Source organism: Pyrococcus horikoshii OT3 (assembly GCF_000011105.1).
GTDB classification, from domain to species: Archaea; Methanobacteriota_B; Thermococci; order Thermococcales; family Thermococcaceae; genus Pyrococcus; species Pyrococcus horikoshii.
The window spans coordinates 587,536-603,536 of sequence record NC_000961.1 but is presented as its reverse complement, the minus strand read 5'-3'; the positions used below and the strand labels follow the sequence as shown (position 1 = coordinate 603,536).

The window sequence follows — 16,001 nt, the reverse complement described above, 5'->3', positions numbered from 1 at the left end:
TCTTTTATAAAGGGTTGAAAGGCTAATAGGTGAAGAAAAGAAAAGGTGATGAAGAATGGGTAAACTTCTAAAACCCATTAAAGACGTGGGAATAGTTGGTTATGGAGCTTACGTACCAATGTACAGAATAAGAAATGAAGAGATCGGGAGGGTTTGGGGAATATCAAATTTCCCAATTGAAGAAAAAGCCGTCCCAGGATTAGATGAAGATGCTATAACAATTGGAATAGAGGCTGCAAGGAATGCTTTAAAAAGAGCTAAAATAGATCCAAAGGATATAAGGGCCATTTGGTTTGGAAGTGAAAGTAAGCCTTATGCTGTAAAACCCTCATCAACGGTAATCGCCGAAGCCATCGGGGCAACACCAGATCTAGAAGCAGCAGACTTTGAATTCGCGTGCAAAGCTGGGACTGAAGCTCTTCAAGCAGCAATAGGGTTTGTAGCTTCAGGAATGGCTAAGTATGCAATGGCAATAGGGGCCGACACGGCCCAAGGAAGACCAGGAGATCATCTCGAATTCACAGCAGGAGCAGGGGGAGCAGCTTTTATAATCGGTGAAAAGAGTTCCGAAACAGTAGCATACTTTGAAGGTAGCTACTCCTATGTTACCGACACCCCTGACTTCTGGAGAAGACAACATGAGCATTATCCAAGGCATGGAAACAGATTTACGGGGGAACCAGCATACTTTCATCATGTAGTAACCGCGGCAAAAACCTTAATGGATGAGCTAGGGCTAACTCCAGAGGACTTTGACTACGCAGTATTCCACCAACCGAACGTTAAATTCCCACTCGTTGCGGCAAGGATGTTAGGTATACCAAAGGAGAAGGTGTTACCTGGACTTCTAAGTGGGAGGATAGGAAATACTTACAGTGGAGCAACAATGGTTGGAATCTCGGCCGTATTAGATATTGCAAAGCCAGGAGATAGGATCCTTTGGGTTTCCTTTGGTTCTGGAGCTGGAAGCGATGCGTTTAGCATAGTAGTCCAGGATGCTATTGAAGAGAAGAGAAACCTTGCACCGAAGGTTGAAGATTACATTAAGAGAAGGAAGGTTATCGATTATGCCCTATACGCTAAGGCGAGAAGGAAATACATCATATGAAGGGGTGGTTTAAATGAATAATAAGGTAATAATAGTTGGCGTTGGCATGACTCCCGTAGGGGAGCACTGGAGGACGTCACTTAGAGATCTGGCCGTTGAAGCAATTTTAAAGGCCATGGATGATGCCGGAATAGACAAAGTTGACTCTCTGTATGTAGGAAACATGGCATCAGGCTCATTCATAGAGCAGGAAAATCTTGGAGCCCTCATAGCGGACTGGGCAGGTTTAGGAAACATTCCCGCTGTTAAAATTGAAGCAGCTTGTGCCTCAGGTGGAGCTGCGGTTCAGGAGGGAGTTAAAGCAGTACTAAGCGGATTAGAGGATGTCGTCCTAGTAGTCGGCGTAGAGAAGATGACCGATGCCTGGCCAAGCGATGCCACAAGGTATTTAGCTTACGCAAGTGACGCAGAGTGGGAGCTTTTCCATGGGGTCAGCTTCGTCGCACTTAATGCATTAGTAATGAGGTATTACATGAATACTTATGGATATACAGAGGAAGATTTAGCCCTATTTGCAGTTAATGCTCACGCTAATGGGGCTAAGAATCCATATGCAATGTTTAAGAAGCCGATAACTGTTGAAACAGTCATGAAAAGCCCCTATATTGCAGATCCACTAAAGCTATTTGATGCATCTCCAGTTTGCGATGGGGCAGCGGCGGTAATAATAACAACTCCAGAGAAGGCGAAAGAACTGGGAGTTCCAAAGGATAAGTGGGTAGAAGTTGCAGGAATGGGAAGGGCTATAGATACAATAAACCTAGCAAACAGGGAGGATCTGTTAACGCTAAAAGCCGCAAAAATTGCAGCTGAGAAGGCCTATAAAATGGCCCACGTCGAGCCGAAGGATATAGACTTCTTTGAAGTCCACGATGCATTTACAATTATGGCCGCCCTTAGCTTAGAAGCCCTTGGAGTTGCCGAAAAGGGAAAGGGAGCTATGCTTGCTAAAGAGGGACAAATAGCCATAGATGGCGATTATCCAATACAAACGATGGGAGGATTAAAAGCTAGAGGACACCCAGTTGGAGCAACGGGAGTTTACCAAGCAGTTGAAGCTACCTTACAGCTCAGAGGAGAAGCTCCAAATGGTATTCAGGTTCCTGACGCTGAAGTAGGATTAACCCAAAACATAGGTGGAACGGGTTCAAATATAACCGTCACAATCTTCAGGAGGGTTTGAAATGGGGAAACCAATGCAGGTTTCCCGATATTGGAGACATTTTAAGGAGAAGTATAGGTTAATTGGAGGTAAATGTGAAAACGGACATGTTTTCTTCCCCAAGAGACCAGTCTGCCCGATTTGTGGCAGCAGAAACGTTGAGGATTTCGAATTCAGCGGTAAGGGGAAGGTTATAACATGGACGATAGTTAGAAATCCACCAAGTGGATTTGAATACTATAAACCCTACCCAATAGCACTAATACAGCTCGAAGAAGGCCCAATAGTCTTAGCCCAGCTAACTGACGTTGAGCCAGATGAAATAAAGGAAGGAATGGAAGTAGAGATGGTGACGAGAAAGATAGTTGAATTTAACGAAGATGGCATAATACTCTATGGTTACAAATTCAGACCAATTTTAAAATAGCCTTCCTTTTTTATTAATTTTTGATGAGCGTGCTGATTGTAACCCTCGGGAACGAAGTTATGGGAGATGATGGTGTAGGGATAAAAGTAGGTAAAATACTAAAAGAAAGAGGATATAGGGTAGAAGAGCTGGGTACGGATGTATTTTTACTTCAGCGAAGGTATAAGGGAGAAGATAGGGTAATAATAGTCGATGCGATACTTTCAGATGAGTCAGGAAAAGTCGTTCACTTAAAAGGGGAGGAGATATTTCAAAAGTTAAAAGCCGAAATAAGAAGTGCACATTTTATGGGAGCTATAGAAGGGCTGAGGTTGCTCATAGAATTAGATGAGAGATTGAGAAGAGCAGAGCTACACTTCATCGGGATTACAATAAGAGAAGAAAATATTAAACCAAACTTAGAGTTAAGCGAAGAAGCAAGAAAAGCAATTCCCAAAGCTCTAGAAGTTATAGAAAGGATAACGAGGGAGAAGTCATGAATATTATTATTCCTCTAACCTTTGGAATAGTAGTAGGATACCTTCTCAGAGGTAAGATAAGGCTGAATACTGAAATTCTCATGTCTGCTTCGATAATTATCCTGGTATTCTTAATGGGAATGAAAATTGGTAACGTTAAGATAAACACTGGTAGAGTAGCGATATACTCCATCCTACTTGCAACACTCACGATTGTAGGTAGCTTAGTATTTGCTAAAATTACATGGGAGGGGATAAAGTGAAGTTCACCATTCTAGTATTGATATCCCTTTCCATAGGTTTCATATTAGGTAAGCTTGGAATTAACCCTGGGAACTCTTATGAAGTATCCCTTTACATTTTAATATTCATAATAGGTCTCGATCTTGGGCTCAATACAAAGATTAAAGATTTCAAAAAGGTACTATCTCACAAAACTATAGCACTACCTTTTTCAACGTTAATAGGTTCAATAATTGGGGGAGCATTAGCATCTTTGGTAATTGATATACCCCTAAAATGGAGCTTAGCTATAAGTGCAGGTGTTGGATGGTATTCTCTAACTGGGGCCATTTTAGCTCAATATTCTCCAATATATGGGGTAATTGGCTTCTTGACCAACTTTATCAGGGAGGTTTTTACCGTTTTGAGCTACCCAATGCTTGCAAAAATCTTTGGAAAAGAGCCATCAATATCAATAGGAGGCGCAACAACTATGGACTCAACACTACCTATAATAGTGAAGTTTGGAGGTAAGGAGGCTGGAGTTATAGCGTTCATACACGGATTTCTGCTCTCCCTATTGGTCCCAATTATTGTACCAGCATTGACTTCGGGTGAATAAGAGTGAAGAAAGTTTCAGTTATTATATTTATAGTCATAATGTTGGGAATTGGGTGCTTAAATCTAAATGAAAGCATTAAAGAAACGTGCCCCAGGACCTCCAATATAACTCAAGCTATGTCATGCTACATCCCCGAGGATTTTGAAATTCTTAAAGGAGTTGCTGAGGAAATTCCTGGGGGTACGATAGAGTGGAAGATCTGGAATATACTCGAATGGGAAGAAGACCACCTTAGTTATGATAACAATAAGGGAAGCGATATCATACTGAAACCCTCAGAGTTTATAAAAGTTGGAGAGGGAGTTTGTACAGATTATGCAGTATTAACGGCCGGACTTCTTCTGGCATCGAACATAAGCCCTGTATATCTTATGATATTTCACTTCATGGAGGATCCAACTCTTCACGCTGCGGTGGCCGTTAACATTTCCGGAAAACTCTTCATTTTAGATCAAAGGCTTCCACCAAAGAACTTGGATTCATATTTGATCCAATTCTCAAAACTTGAGGGAAAAATAATTTTATTTGCTGAGATGTACAAGGTCGAAATGAAAAAGGGAAGAGTTGTAGTATCAGGACGTAAATATCTAGATCTGAGCAATTTTGGATTTTACCCAGGTAACATCTCCTTAGATATGTTAGAGAATCTTCTCCTATCGGAATTTCAGAGAAGAACTAATTTGTTCCCCAGGATAGACCTTAAAACTGTGCTCCCACAAGGGCTCAAAGAGAGAAAAGTCTGGATGATTAAATTTGAGAACTTCAAGCTATTTTACGACGATACATTCGTAGAGCAATATTCAAATTTCATAGCGGACGAAATATTAAAGAATGAAAAAATCAAATCAGACATCTCACGATATTCCGCATTCTGGATTTCTATAAAGCTTGAAGGGGATGATTTAATAGTTAGGCTTTTCTTGGGTAGGTAGAGGATCATATGGTGATTGGATGAGAATAACAACCAAGGTTGGAGACAAAGGATCGACACGGCTGTTTGGAGGAGAGGAAGTCTGGAAAGATTCCCCAATCATAGAGGCAAACGGAACCTTAGATGAACTAACGAGTTTTATAGGGGAAGCCAAGCACTACGTTGACGAGGAGATGAAAGGGATCCTAGAGGAAATTCAAAACGACATTTACAAGATAATGGGAGAAATAGGAAGTAAGGGAAAGATAGAAGGAATCAGTGAGGAGAGAATAAAGTGGCTCGAAGGGCTTATATCTAGGTATGAAGAAATGGTCAATTTAAAGTCTTTTGTACTCCCAGGAGGAACTCTCGAAAGTGCTAAGCTTGATGTATGCAGAACCATAGCTAGGAGGGCCGAAAGAAAGGTTGCTACAGTATTAAGAGAATTTGGTATAGGTAAGGAGGCGTTAGTTTACTTAAATAGGCTTAGTGATCTTCTATTCTTGCTCGCAAGAGTTATTGAAATCGAAAAGAACAAACTTAAGGAGGTCAGATCATGAAAACGATAGGTATACTTGGTGGTATGGGTCCGTTAGCTACGGCCGAACTCTTCAGGAGAATTGTCATTAAAACCCCGGCAAAGAGGGATCAGGAACACCCGAAGGTTATAATATTCAATAATCCTCAAATTCCTGATAGAACTGCTTATATTCTTGGTAAAGGAGAAGATCCAAGACCACAACTTATCTGGACGGCTAAAAGACTAGAAGAGTGTGGGGCCGACTTTATAATAATGCCTTGTAACACCGCGCATGCGTTTGTTGAGGATATAAGGAAGGCTATCAAGATCCCCATAATTAGCATGATAGAAGAAACTGCAAAAAAAGTAAAAGAGTTAGGGTTCAAAAAAGCTGGCTTGCTAGCTACTACTGGAACTATAGTGAGTGGAGTTTATGAAAAAGAGTTTTCCAAGTATGGAGTTGAAATCATGACTCCAACGGAAGATGAGCAGAAAGATGTTATGAGAGGGATATATGAGGGGGTTAAAGCCGGGAATTTGAAGCTTGGAAGAGAGCTACTACTTAAGACTGCAAAAATCCTAGAGGAGAGAGGAGCAGAGTGCATAATAGCTGGATGTACCGAAGTTAGTGTAGTTCTTAAGCAGGATGATCTAAAAGTTCCCCTCATAGATCCTATGGATGTTATAGCAGAAGTTGCCGTTAAGGTTGCATTAGAAAAGTAAAAACTTGGTGGGGGCGCGGGGATTTGAACCCCGGTCCGCGGGTTTCTCCGGCCCTCGGGGCTCCAAAGGTTCATCACGCCCCGAGGTCAGCAAACCCGCCTATCCTCATGGCCTCTGGAGCCCGCGATGATGGACCAGGCTACACCACGCCCCCACTCGATTAATTTTTAGCTTTCGATGAACTTATAAACTTTATCCCATTGAGTTCAATAGCTAAACGTTTAGAGGGTGACCTTAATGAAAACGAGAAAGAACACAATTCTTCAGGGTATCCGAGAAAGGGCTGGAAAAGCCAGAAGAAACACCCTTAAGAGGAATATAACCTTCTTTGCAATAGGGATGTTCTTTGCAAACTTAGCTTGGGGGATTGGATATCCATACTTAACTGTGTACATGAAGATTATAGGGGGAACGATGTTTTTAGTGGGTTTATTAAGTGTTATCTACAACTTAACCTCAGCAATCTTTCAGTATCCATTTGGATATCTTTCAGATAAAATTGGAAAGAGAAAGCCATTCATAATTTTGGGAGTTCTATTCTCGGGTACCACATACGTTTTAGTCATCTTTATATCAACACCGATCCTCCTTCTATCCCTAAGAGGTACCCAAGGGGCATTAGGAGCTTCCTTCGCACCAGCGCATTCAGCATTGATATCGGAACTTTCTACTAGGGTAGGTTCAATGTTTGGCTTCTTTAATTTCGTGGAGAATATGGGGTTCATGGTAGGGAATTTCCTGGGTGGGTATATAGTGAAAAAGGTGGGAATAAAAAGTGCATTTTTGGCAACCTCCATAGTTTCTCTGGTCTCAATATTGTTCTTGACCCAAGTAAAGGAGAGAGAAAGGAAAAAGAAGAATATTGGTAGTTTTCTTCCAATTAGAGAGGGTAGAGAGTCCGAAAAAGTTGAAATGAAGAGTTCAGCATTTAAAATGTTAATGAAGGGGGAACTTGGAGCGTTCTATCTCTCAGTTTTACTGGCGATGATTGCCTCAGGAGAAGTTTATGCAACCGTTCCAGTGTATTTTCAAGAGAAGTTCGGAGAGGAATTTGTTGGGTTTTTACTTGGAATAGATTCCCTGGCAGCGGCCCTAGGATCACTTCTAATTGGAAGGCTAATAGATAAATACGGAGAAAAGGTATTTTACAAGCTGGCAATTCTTGGATATATATTAACGTTCATAGGTTATGCTTGGGCTACCACTATCATCATTATGGCCCTAGTGTCATTGCTATCGGGAGTGAAATGGGCCATGATTACCAGTTCTGCATCGACTTACGTTGCAAGAAGAGTACCACACAGGGAAAGAGGTCAGGGTATGGGACTTTTAAACACGATGATGACTCTGGGATGGGTGATAGGTCCTTTAATTGGAGGGTTAATAGCAGATAATTTCGGATTCTCAGTAATGCTTTATTCTACAACCCTACCATTAATAGTGAGCTTTCTACTCGCCTTCAAATCCTAATCGTTATTTTTTCGGCCACCTCACGCTTGACCAAAACATTCCCAATAGATCTTGGTAGGGTAACAAGATCCCCGGCCTTAAAGGGGCCATATTCGTTAAGGTTCTCATCAATGATCCTGGGGATATCTGATTTTAAGAGGTACAACTCTAAAAAGCCAGAAGGTGTCTTTGATTCTACTTTTTCTTCCTTTACCTCTACCTCTGTTGTCTCAATTGAAATAGGTTCTCCATTAATAAAGGCCGATAGTACGGCAAATATCTTTTTCTCGTCGCCAACCAAATTCTTCGGCACGCCCTCAAAGGCCATATCTACAATCTTATGCAGTCTGATCTTTAAGATCTCTCGAGCTATGCTTTGAACAAGCGAAAGTTGGGCTAGATATAATCTTTTTTCTATATCCTCTCCCCTTTCTTCATACCTCTCAGCATTTAGTTCCAAGGCCTTCCTAAAGCTAGCCAAATCTCTGTAAAATTCCTCATCTATCTCAGTTAGCTCCTCAGAAGATAATTCCCTCTCGAGAAGACGTCTCAGAACCTCAATATCCATTTGAATCCCCATAAAAAATTATGAAGAAGTATCACTCCTCAACCCTTGGGGCTAGCAGGAACGTTAACCTACCTTCATCCCTAATATAGTACTCCATCTGCATCGGCATTTCATTCCCGAATCTCATTGTCACTTCATCGGCCTTTCCTATTCCCTTTACCATATCCGCTAGATAACTAACCCCATAAGCGCTCTTTGTCTCCTCTTGAACTTCTATATCAAGTAACCCCTCATCCTCCAGGGTTAACTTAACTTCAACTTCCTGGGTTTCTCCTTCCGCTCTCATGATAAACTCATTTTCCTTAGCCATGAACTTTATGCTATCGCTTACTAAGGAAGCATCTTTAACTGCTTCCTTAAGCACTTCGCCCAGAACGACAACCTTTGCTGTATACGGGAGATCAGGTAATTCCACTTCGATCTCTTCAACGTCGATTAGGGGTAATCTAAAGGTTCTAGTAGCAGTCCCTTGGAGGCTTATTTCTAGGAAGTTCTCTTCTCCTTTTCTCAAGATAAGCGTATCCTTGGCCTTACCTCTCTTAAGAACTTTCTTTAGGTGATCCATATTGACACCTATCGTCTCTTCCCCATCCACCTCATACTTACTGAATATGCTCGAAGGTAAGTTAAGGTCAATTAAAACTACTCTACTCGGATCCATAGCCCTCATTGATATTCCTTCTTCTGTTACCTTAAAGGCCGCTTCATCTATAAGCCTGCTGGCCGTCTCTATGAGCTGGGCAAATTCCTTTGCACCCTCAAAGACTATTTCGAATGGCATCTTTTTGCACCTCCTTTAGGATATTAAGCATAAGCCTAACTCTCTCTTTCCCTCTTAGTAAATAAGTTTTTCCATTGTTAACCTCAGGAATCCTTCTATAGGCTTCATCAAGTTCCTTTAAAGCTTTCTCCGCTAACTTAATAAGAACTTTTACTCGTAGCTCCTCCATACGTAGCCACACCTTTTGCACTTATAGAATATCGTTGAGGGTTCATCCCCGGCCCTAGTCTGAACCTCCCAATACCAGGCTTCATGATAGCCGCATTTCGGACAGGTAACTTTTGCAGTTGGTAACGTTGAAAAGTCTTGTTCTATCACTATAACTCCCTCATCGGGCTTATGCTTAATCTCCTCAGTTCTTCTATAGGCTTTAGCATCCTCAGGATTAATGGGTTCCTCGTAACCACACTTCCTACACACGAAAACTCCTCTCTTCTTATCCGGAATCATTATACTCCCGCACCTAGGGCAGAACTTTACCATTTTCTCACCCCCCGTTTAGCCAAAGTTAAGGTAACCTAATTTAAAATAAAAACTTTACCTAAAAATAGGGAGGGGGAAGGAGATGAAGATAAATGAGGTTATAGCAAGAATTAAGGAGGTACTCGATGAAAAAGACGCTATTAGGGAAGAAGCTCTTCAAATCACGAGAGAAATAGTCAGACTTAGTGGCGATGCTATAAAGGCTATGCATAGGGAAGATATGGAGCTAGCTAGGGAAAGACTTGAAAAAGCTTCATTACTAATAGAGGAACTTAAGAAAAAGCTCAAAGAGCATGAAGACCTTTATTATTCAGGATACGTTCAAACTGCTAACCAGGAATTCGTCGAAGCAACACTCCTTTACAGGTATTTGACCAACAAGGATTTCCCAAGCTTTGAAGAACTTGGAGTTCCACCCCAGGACTACATATTGGGAATCGGAGATTTCATCGGAGAGTTAAGAAGGCATTTTTTAATAAACCTCATGCAAGGAAAGCTAGATGTTGCTGAAGATATATACAAATTTATGGAAAATGTGTATGAAGAGCTAATGACACTTGAATATCCAAAAGGACTAGTTAATATAAGACAAAAACAAGATCAAGCTAGATATATCCTTGAAAAAACATTAGAAGATTTAACAAGGGCAAAGATAAACAGAAGTGTTGAGGAGAAGATAGAGGGGTTCCTAAATGTTAGAGAGGATAGCAAATATTCAGAAAAAACTGAGTAAAAGTATAGTCGAAAGGAAGATAAATGAGGTTAGAAAAGTTGCAGCAGTGGACGTTTCATACAAGGAAGAAAAGGCAAGAGCAGCATTAGTTATAACGACGTTTCCAGAGGGAGAAGTCCTGAAAACTAAAGTTATTGAAACAACGGTATCTTTTCCATATATCCCCACCTTCTTCTTTCTAAGGGAGACCAAACCTATACTTATAGCAACAAAAGGAGAGACATTCGATGTTCTTATAGTTGAGGGGCACGGAAAAGCCCATCCAAGAGGGTATGGATTAGCCTCACATATTGGAGTTGTTCTTAGGAAACCTACTATAGGAGTGGCAAAGAGATTACTAAAAAACACACCAAAGGATACCTATAAGAAAGTTGGAAAAGTCTATGTAAGTGTTGGAAATCTTATAACGCTTGAAGATGCCACCAAAATAATAAGAGCGATACTCGACGAAAGTGGGTATCCAAAACCATTAAAATTGGCCGATAAACTATCAAAGGGGAGGATTTATGAAGTTAAAAACACTCCTTCTCCTAATAGATCTAGGAAAAAGAGGGGCAATAGGGGGAAAGATAACAATAACTCTCAGGGAAATTAGTAAAGAGTTAGATGTTTCACCCCAAACAACTCTCAGATGGCTTGAAGAGCTTGAGGAGTTGGGATACATAGAAAAAGAGGAATCAAGAAGGGGGACTTCAGTCATGATTACGGAAAAGGGGATAAGGCTCTTAGAGAAGCTTTACGAGGATATATCAATAGCCCTATATTCTGGAGTCATAGTGGGCGAAGTTATCTCAGGGATTGGGGAAGGGGCGTATTACGTTAGACAGTATGCTCCTTTTATCAGGGAATATTTAGGATTTGATCCCTATCCTGGAACATTAAATGTTAAGGTCATTTTCCCAAAAACAATCTTTGATGCTTTATGCACGTCTAGACCAATCATAATTCCGGGATTTAAAAAGAACGGGAGGACTTTTGGAGATGTAAGAGCCTATAGAATTAAAATAGATGGAATAGAGGGGGCTATAGTTATACCATCAAGAACCGTTCATCCTCCAAAAATCGCCGAGGTAATAGCTCCAGTTAACTTAAGAAAAACTTTGAATCTTCAAGATGGAGATAAAGTTAGAATTAAAGTTCTTTAGGCCCGGATTATCCGCCCGCCTTCATTGAACGCCATTCTCGGCAACCTCAGGCGGCCCCGGAGACCGGGCCCTGTCCGCCCGACGACGTCACCTCGTTCATTGCGCGCCATTCTCGGCACGCTCCCTCGGTCGGGCCCCCGGGCGGCAGGTCGGACATATTAATGTACCAAAAAGAATTTTTAAAGGTATAACCTTACCTCACAGGGTGCGAACATGAGGTTGGGGTATAATGAAAAGCTCGTGCTCCTAAAGTTAGCCGAGCTAAAAAATGCTACAGTAGAAGAACTCATAGAAAAGACAAATTTAGATCAAGTAGCAGTGATGAGGGCTCTTTTAACATTGCAATCTCAAGGGCTAGCAAAGGTACATGAAGAAAGGAGAAGGATGATAAAATTAACTGAAACGGGGAAGAGATATATAGAAATCGGACTTCCAGAAATAAGGGCATTAAAGATCCTTAAGGAAAAGGGAAAGGTAACATTAAATGATCTAAAGGATGTCTTAAGTGATGAGGAGCTAAAGGCCATAGTTGGAGTACTAAGAAAAGAGGGATGGGCTGAAGTTAGTAAAACTAAAGAAGGTCTTACCCTCAAATTATCTGAAAAAGGCAAAAAAGCTGAAAAAAGAGCTATTGATATAGCTTTAGAGGTTTTATCCAAAGGAGAAGTTTCAGTTGAAGAAATTGAAAAGATAATTTCAGTTAAAGAGTTAAAGAGGAGAAAGATAGCTGAAGAGGAAGAGAAAGTAATCAGAAACGTTGAAATAACTGACAAAGGGCTAGAGCTAGTGGAGAAAGGAATCGAACTTAAAAGAGAGGTTAGCATTTTAACTCCAGAACTGATTGTAACAGGAAAATGGAGAGAAGTTGAATTCAAGCCATTCAATATAAAAGCCCCAGTAAAAAAGATTTATCCTGGGAAAAAGCAGCCTTATAGAGTCTTCTTGGATAAAATAAGAAGAAGGCTAATAGAAATGGGATTCATTGAAATGACTGTCGATAGCCTCATTGAAACTCAATTTTGGAACTTTGATGCTTTATTTCAACCTCAAAATCACCCAGCTAGGGAATGGACTGATACATATCAGCTAAAATATCCAGAGAAAGGGTACCTACCTGATGAGAATTTAGTATCCAAAGTTAAAGAAGCCCACGAAAGGGGATTAGCAGGTTCAAGAGGTTGGGGCTATGTCTGGTCCCCAGAAAGGGCAATGTTACTTATGCCAAGGGCCCATGCAACAGCATTGAGTGCAAGGGAACTAGCTAAGGGAATAGAAATCCCAGGAAAATACTTCACGATTCAAAGAGTATTTAGACCGGATGTTTTAGATAGAACCCACTTAATAGAGTTTAACCAAATAGATGGATTTGTCGCAAGCGAAGATTTGACTTTTAGGCATTTACTTGGAATTTTAAAGAGATTTGCAATTGAAATAGCCGGTGCAAAAAAGGTAAAGTTCTTCCCAGATTATTATCCATTTACCGAACCAAGCGTTCAGCTAAGCGCTTATCATCCAGAGCTTGGGTGGGTAGAATTCGGAGGGGCCGGGATTTTTAGGGAGGAAATGACAGAAGCTCTTGGAATTAAAGTACCTGTAATTGCTTGGGGTATAGGAATAGATAGGTTAGCAATGTTCAAGCTCGGAGTTGACGATATAAGGTACCTTTTCAGCTACGACTTGAAATGGCTTAGGGAGTCCAAGTTAATATGGTGAGGTGATAAGGAATGCCAAAGTTCGACGTTTCAAAGTCTGATTTAGAAAGACTCATTGGAAGAAGCTTCAGCATAGAAGAGTGGGAAGATTTAGTACTTTATGCCAAGTGTGAGCTTGACGATGTTTGGGAGGAAAATGGAAAGGTATATTTCAAGCTCGATTCAAAGGATACAAATAGGCCTGATCTATGGAGCGCTGAGGGAGTTGCGAGGCAGATAAAGTGGGCCCTCGGAATTGAAAAGGGCTTACCTAAATACGAGGTTAAAAAGAGTAACGTAACGGTTTACGTTGATGAAAAGCTTAAAGATATAAGGCCTTATGGAGTTTACGCAATAGTTGAAGGTTTAAGGCTCGACGAAGATTCTTTAAGTCAAATGATTCAGCTACAAGAAAAGATAGCCCTTACATTTGGAAGAAGAAGGAGAGAAGTGGCCATAGGAATCTTCGATTTTGATAAGATTAAGCCACCTATTTACTATAAAGCCGCCGAAAAAACTGAAAAGTTTGCCCCCCTGGGCTATAAAGAGGAAATGACTCTAGAGGAGATCCTTGAAAAGCATGAAAAGGGAAGGGAGTATGGGCACCTTATAAAGGATAAACAATTTTATCCACTACTTATTGACAGCGAGGGGAATGTGCTCTCCATGCCGCCAATAATCAACTCCGAGTTTACGGGAAGAGTAACAACGGATACGAAAAATGTCTTCATAGATGTCACGGGATGGAAGCTTGAGAAGGTAATGCTTGCCCTTAATGTCATGGTAACTGCATTAGCAGAGCGTGGAGGTAAAATAAGGAGCGTTAGGGTTGTCTACAAGGACTTCGAAATTGAAACCCCAGATTTAACTCCCAAAGAATTTGAAGTCGAGCTGGACTACATAAGAAAGCTTTCAGGGCTTGAGCTAAATGATGGAGAGATAAAAGAGTTGCTAGAGAAAATGATGTACGAGGTTGAGATATCGAGAGGAAGGGCCAAGCTTAAGTATCCAGCCTTCAGGGATGATATAATGCATGCCAGGGATATATTGGAAGATGTTCTAATAGCTTATGGATATAATAACATAGAGCCCGAGGAACCGAAGCTAGCAGTTCAGGGAAGGGGAGATCCCTTCAAAGACTTTGAAGATGCAATAAGGGACTTAATGGTGGGCTTTGGATTGCAGGAGGTAATGACGTTTAACTTGACCAATAAGGAAGTCCAGTTCAAGAAGATGAACATTCCAGAGGAAGAGATCGTTGAGATAGCTAACCCAATTAGCCAGAGATGGAGTGCTTTAAGGAAGTGGATCTTACCTAGTCTTATGGAATTCTTAAGCAATAATACCCACGAGGAATATCCACAGAGGATATTTGAAGTAGGTCTAGCCACGTTAATAGATGAATCGAGGGAAACGAAAACGGTTAGCGAACCTAAGCTTGCGGTAGCCCTAGCGGGTACAGGTTATACGTTTACAAATGCAAAGGAAATTCTGGATGCACTGATGAGGCACTTAGGGTTTGAATATGAGATAGAAGAAGTTGAACATGGAAGCTTTATCCCAGGAAGGGCGGGGAAAATTATAGTCAATGGAAGGGATATTGGAATTATCGGTGAAGTGCACCCACAAGTCCTAGAAAACTGGAACATAGAGGTTCCTGTTGTTGCCTTCGAGATTTTCCTGAGACCCCTTTATCGCCACTAATTTCTTTAAGTATTTTCTTATGAGCGTAAGCATTATCTCGAAGTTTTCTAAGTTTAACATCAACTCAACATCCACTTTCCTCACCCAAAATTAATTTGACAATTGAGAAAATAAAGATTTGGTAAATGGGATTGAAATACGTTCAAAAAATTTTACAAAGGTAAAGGTATCATTTAAGCATAAAAACAACTTTACCCGTTTTGCCGGCCCTCATTAGCTCAAAGGCTTCCTCGTACTTGTCGAATCCCTTATATTTATGAGTTATAATAGGATCTAAGTTGAGCTTTCCGCTCTGAAGGAGCCTTGAAACTGTATACCAAGTTTCCCAGAGGTGCCTTCCAGTTATTCCATAGATTGTTAGCGCCTTGAAGATTATTAGATTGTTAAAGTCAATGGTAACCTTTCCTGGGTATAGACCCAGGAGAGATACCCTTCCAGCAGGTGTAACTGCTTGAAGACCCTGCTCTAGAGCCTTAGGAGCTCCACTGAATTCCAGAAATACGTCAACACCATTTCCATCTGTGATATCCATTACCTCCTTAACGACATCCTCTTCGAATGGATTGATAACGTAATCAGCACCTACCTTCTTGGCCAACTCCCTTCTGAAGTCACTAGGTTCTGAGACTATCACAGGGTATGCGCCAGACGCTTTTGCCACTGCAATTCCCAATAATCCAAGGGGCCCCGCTCCGGTTATTAAAACGCTCTTACCAGAAATTGGTCCTGCCAAAACGGTATCAACAGCATTACCCAAGGGCTCCTGGAGGGTTGCATATTCTGGTGGAATTGATTTAGGATTCTTCCAGATATTTTGGGCTGGAACAACGGCATACTCTGCGAATACGCCATCTGTATCGACGCCAAATATCTTGGTATTCTGGCAGACGTGGTACTGGCCCCTTCTGCAGGCGTAACACTTGCCACAAACTATGTGCGTTTCAACGGAAACGTAGTCACCAACTTCAATTCCTTCCACACCTGGCCCGATTTCAACGACTTCTCCCGCAACTTCATGCCCCATTATCTGAGGTGGCTTAATCCTGCTCTGTGCCCACTCATTCCACTCGTATATATGAAGATCAGTTCCACATATGCTGGTTGCAAGAACCTTAATGAGAACTTCTCCAGGTCCAGGCTTTGGAACGTCCACCTCAACAAGCTCAGCACCATACCCAGGCTTTGTCTTCATGATAGCTACCATCTTTTCTGACATATAGACATCCCTCCAAAATTTGACACATGATCAACTATGTAGATGTGTATTTAAACGCTTTATGGATCATTTATGAGTA

The 16,001-nt window shown here is 41.2% G+C and carries 20 protein-coding genes and 1 tRNA gene; 15 read left to right on the top strand and 6 right to left on the bottom strand.

What is annotated here, in order from left to right; genetic code table 11:
- Nucleotides 1–55 precede the first annotated feature (55 nt).
- The 9 genes from PH_RS03170 to PH_RS03130 are packed head-to-tail and all read left to right on the top strand — an operon-like array spanning nt 56 to nt 6,152.
- The gene (locus PH_RS03170; protein ID WP_010884770.1) at nt 56–1,108 is read left to right on the top strand and encodes a hydroxymethylglutaryl-CoA synthase; all 1,053 of its coding nucleotides are present in this window, start codon (nt 56–58) and stop codon (nt 1,106–1,108) included.
- Nucleotides 1,109–1,121: 13 nt separating this feature from the next.
- Nucleotides 1,122–2,291 (top strand): thiolase domain-containing protein, encoded by a 1,170-nt coding sequence (locus tag PH_RS03165; protein ID WP_010884769.1) that lies wholly within the window; start codon nt 1,122–1,124, stop codon nt 2,289–2,291.
- Between the two features lies 1 nt (nt 2,292).
- A complete protein-coding gene (locus PH_RS03160) occupies nt 2,293–2,697 on the top strand; it encodes a Zn-ribbon domain-containing OB-fold protein (protein WP_010884768.1) in 405 nt (134 codons plus the stop codon).
- 23 nt (nt 2,698–2,720) lie between these two features.
- Nucleotides 2,721–3,176 (top strand): hydrogenase maturation protease, encoded by a 456-nt coding sequence (locus PH_RS03155; RefSeq protein ID WP_048053188.1) that lies wholly within the window; start codon nt 2,721–2,723, stop codon nt 3,174–3,176.
- Nucleotides 3,173–3,418 carry a LysO family transporter gene (locus PH_RS03150; protein WP_010884766.1) on the top strand — a complete coding sequence of 82 codons (246 nt, stop codon included), beginning with the start codon at nt 3,173–3,175 and terminating at the stop codon, nt 3,416–3,418. Before PH_RS03155 ends, PH_RS03150 begins: the two co-directional genes overlap by 4 nt.
- A complete protein-coding gene (locus PH_RS03145) occupies nt 3,415–3,999 on the top strand; it encodes a lysine exporter LysO family protein (protein WP_048053187.1) in 585 nt (194 codons plus the stop codon). Before PH_RS03150 ends, PH_RS03145 begins: the two co-directional genes overlap by 4 nt.
- A 2-nt stretch (nt 4,000–4,001) precedes the next feature.
- A complete protein-coding gene (locus PH_RS03140; protein WP_010884764.1) occupies nt 4,002–4,931 on the top strand; it encodes a transglutaminase-like domain-containing protein in 930 nt (309 codons plus the stop codon).
- Between the two features lie 19 nt (nt 4,932–4,950).
- Nucleotides 4,951–5,469, top strand: a complete 519-nt coding sequence (locus PH_RS03135; RefSeq protein ID WP_010884763.1) for a cob(I)yrinic acid a,c-diamide adenosyltransferase — start codon at nt 4,951–4,953, stop codon at nt 5,467–5,469.
- The gene (locus PH_RS03130) at nt 5,466–6,152 is read left to right on the top strand and encodes an aspartate racemase (RefSeq protein WP_010884762.1); all 687 of its coding nucleotides are present in this window, start codon (nt 5,466–5,468) and stop codon (nt 6,150–6,152) included. Before PH_RS03135 ends, PH_RS03130 begins: the two co-directional genes overlap by 4 nt.
- Nucleotides 6,153–6,157: 5 nt before the next feature.
- Here the strand turns inward: PH_RS03130 and PH_RS03125 are convergent.
- A tRNA-Trp gene (locus PH_RS03125) sits at nt 6,158–6,306 on the bottom strand.
- An 83-nt stretch (nt 6,307–6,389) separates the two neighbouring features.
- Here PH_RS03125 and PH_RS03120 point away from each other — a divergent pair.
- Nucleotides 6,390–7,622: an MFS transporter gene (locus PH_RS03120; RefSeq protein ID WP_048053186.1), complete on the top strand. Its 1,233-nt coding sequence runs from the start codon at nt 6,390–6,392 to the stop codon at nt 7,620–7,622.
- Here the strand turns inward: PH_RS03120 and PH_RS03115 are convergent.
- From PH_RS03115 to PH_RS03100, 4 genes are read right to left on the bottom strand one after another with little or no spacing between them, the layout of a single operon-like run.
- Entirely contained in the window at nt 7,612–8,169 is a 558-nt protein-coding gene (locus tag PH_RS03115; protein WP_048053185.1) for a Gins 15 protein, read from the bottom strand. The two genes, PH_RS03120 and PH_RS03115, sit on opposite strands and share 11 nt — an antisense overlap.
- A 31-nt stretch (nt 8,170–8,200) precedes the next feature.
- Entirely contained in the window at nt 8,201–8,950 is a 750-nt protein-coding gene (locus PH_RS03110; protein ID WP_010884759.1) for a DNA polymerase sliding clamp, read from the bottom strand.
- Nucleotides 8,928–9,119: a hypothetical protein gene (locus tag PH_RS03105; protein WP_048053184.1), complete on the bottom strand. Its 192-nt coding sequence runs from the start codon at nt 9,117–9,119 to the stop codon at nt 8,928–8,930. Before PH_RS03105 ends, PH_RS03110 begins: the two co-directional genes overlap by 23 nt.
- A complete protein-coding gene (locus tag PH_RS03100) occupies nt 9,101–9,433 on the bottom strand; it encodes a transcription factor S (protein WP_010884757.1) in 333 nt (110 codons plus the stop codon). Before PH_RS03100 ends, PH_RS03105 begins: the two co-directional genes overlap by 19 nt.
- An 82-nt stretch (nt 9,434–9,515) precedes the next feature.
- Here PH_RS03100 and PH_RS03095 point away from each other — a divergent pair, with 82 nt between their 5' ends.
- The 5 genes from PH_RS03095 (at nt 9,516) to pheT (ending at nt 14,706) form a co-directional block, all read left to right on the top strand.
- On the top strand, nt 9,516–10,166 hold the full coding sequence (locus tag PH_RS03095; RefSeq protein ID WP_010884756.1) for a haloacid dehalogenase: 651 nt from the start codon (nt 9,516–9,518) through the stop codon (nt 10,164–10,166).
- Complete coding sequence (locus PH_RS03090; RefSeq protein ID WP_010884755.1) at nt 10,126–10,761, top strand: endonuclease V; 636 nt, start codon at nt 10,126–10,128, stop codon at nt 10,759–10,761. Before PH_RS03095 ends, PH_RS03090 begins: the two co-directional genes overlap by 41 nt.
- Nucleotides 10,673–11,311, top strand: coding sequence for a DUF120 domain-containing protein (locus PH_RS03085; protein WP_010884754.1), 639 nt, complete (start codon nt 10,673–10,675; stop codon nt 11,309–11,311). The genes PH_RS03090 and PH_RS03085 overlap by 89 nt, the downstream gene beginning before the upstream one ends.
- A gap of 213 nt (nt 11,312–11,524) precedes the next feature.
- Complete coding sequence (locus PH_RS03080; RefSeq protein ID WP_010884753.1) at nt 11,525–13,024, top strand: phenylalanine--tRNA ligase subunit alpha; 1,500 nt, start codon at nt 11,525–11,527, stop codon at nt 13,022–13,024.
- An 11-nt stretch (nt 13,025–13,035) separates the two neighbouring features.
- Entirely contained in the window at nt 13,036–14,706 is a 1,671-nt protein-coding gene (pheT, locus tag PH_RS03075) for a phenylalanine--tRNA ligase subunit beta (RefSeq protein WP_010884752.1), read from the top strand.
- A 169-nt stretch (nt 14,707–14,875) separates the two neighbouring features.
- On the opposite strand, the gene tdh is transcribed toward pheT, so the two are convergent.
- Nucleotides 14,876–15,922: an L-threonine 3-dehydrogenase gene (gene tdh, locus PH_RS03070; RefSeq protein ID WP_010884751.1), complete on the bottom strand. Its 1,047-nt coding sequence runs from the start codon at nt 15,920–15,922 to the stop codon at nt 14,876–14,878.
- Nucleotides 15,923–16,001: the final 79 nt, after the last annotated feature.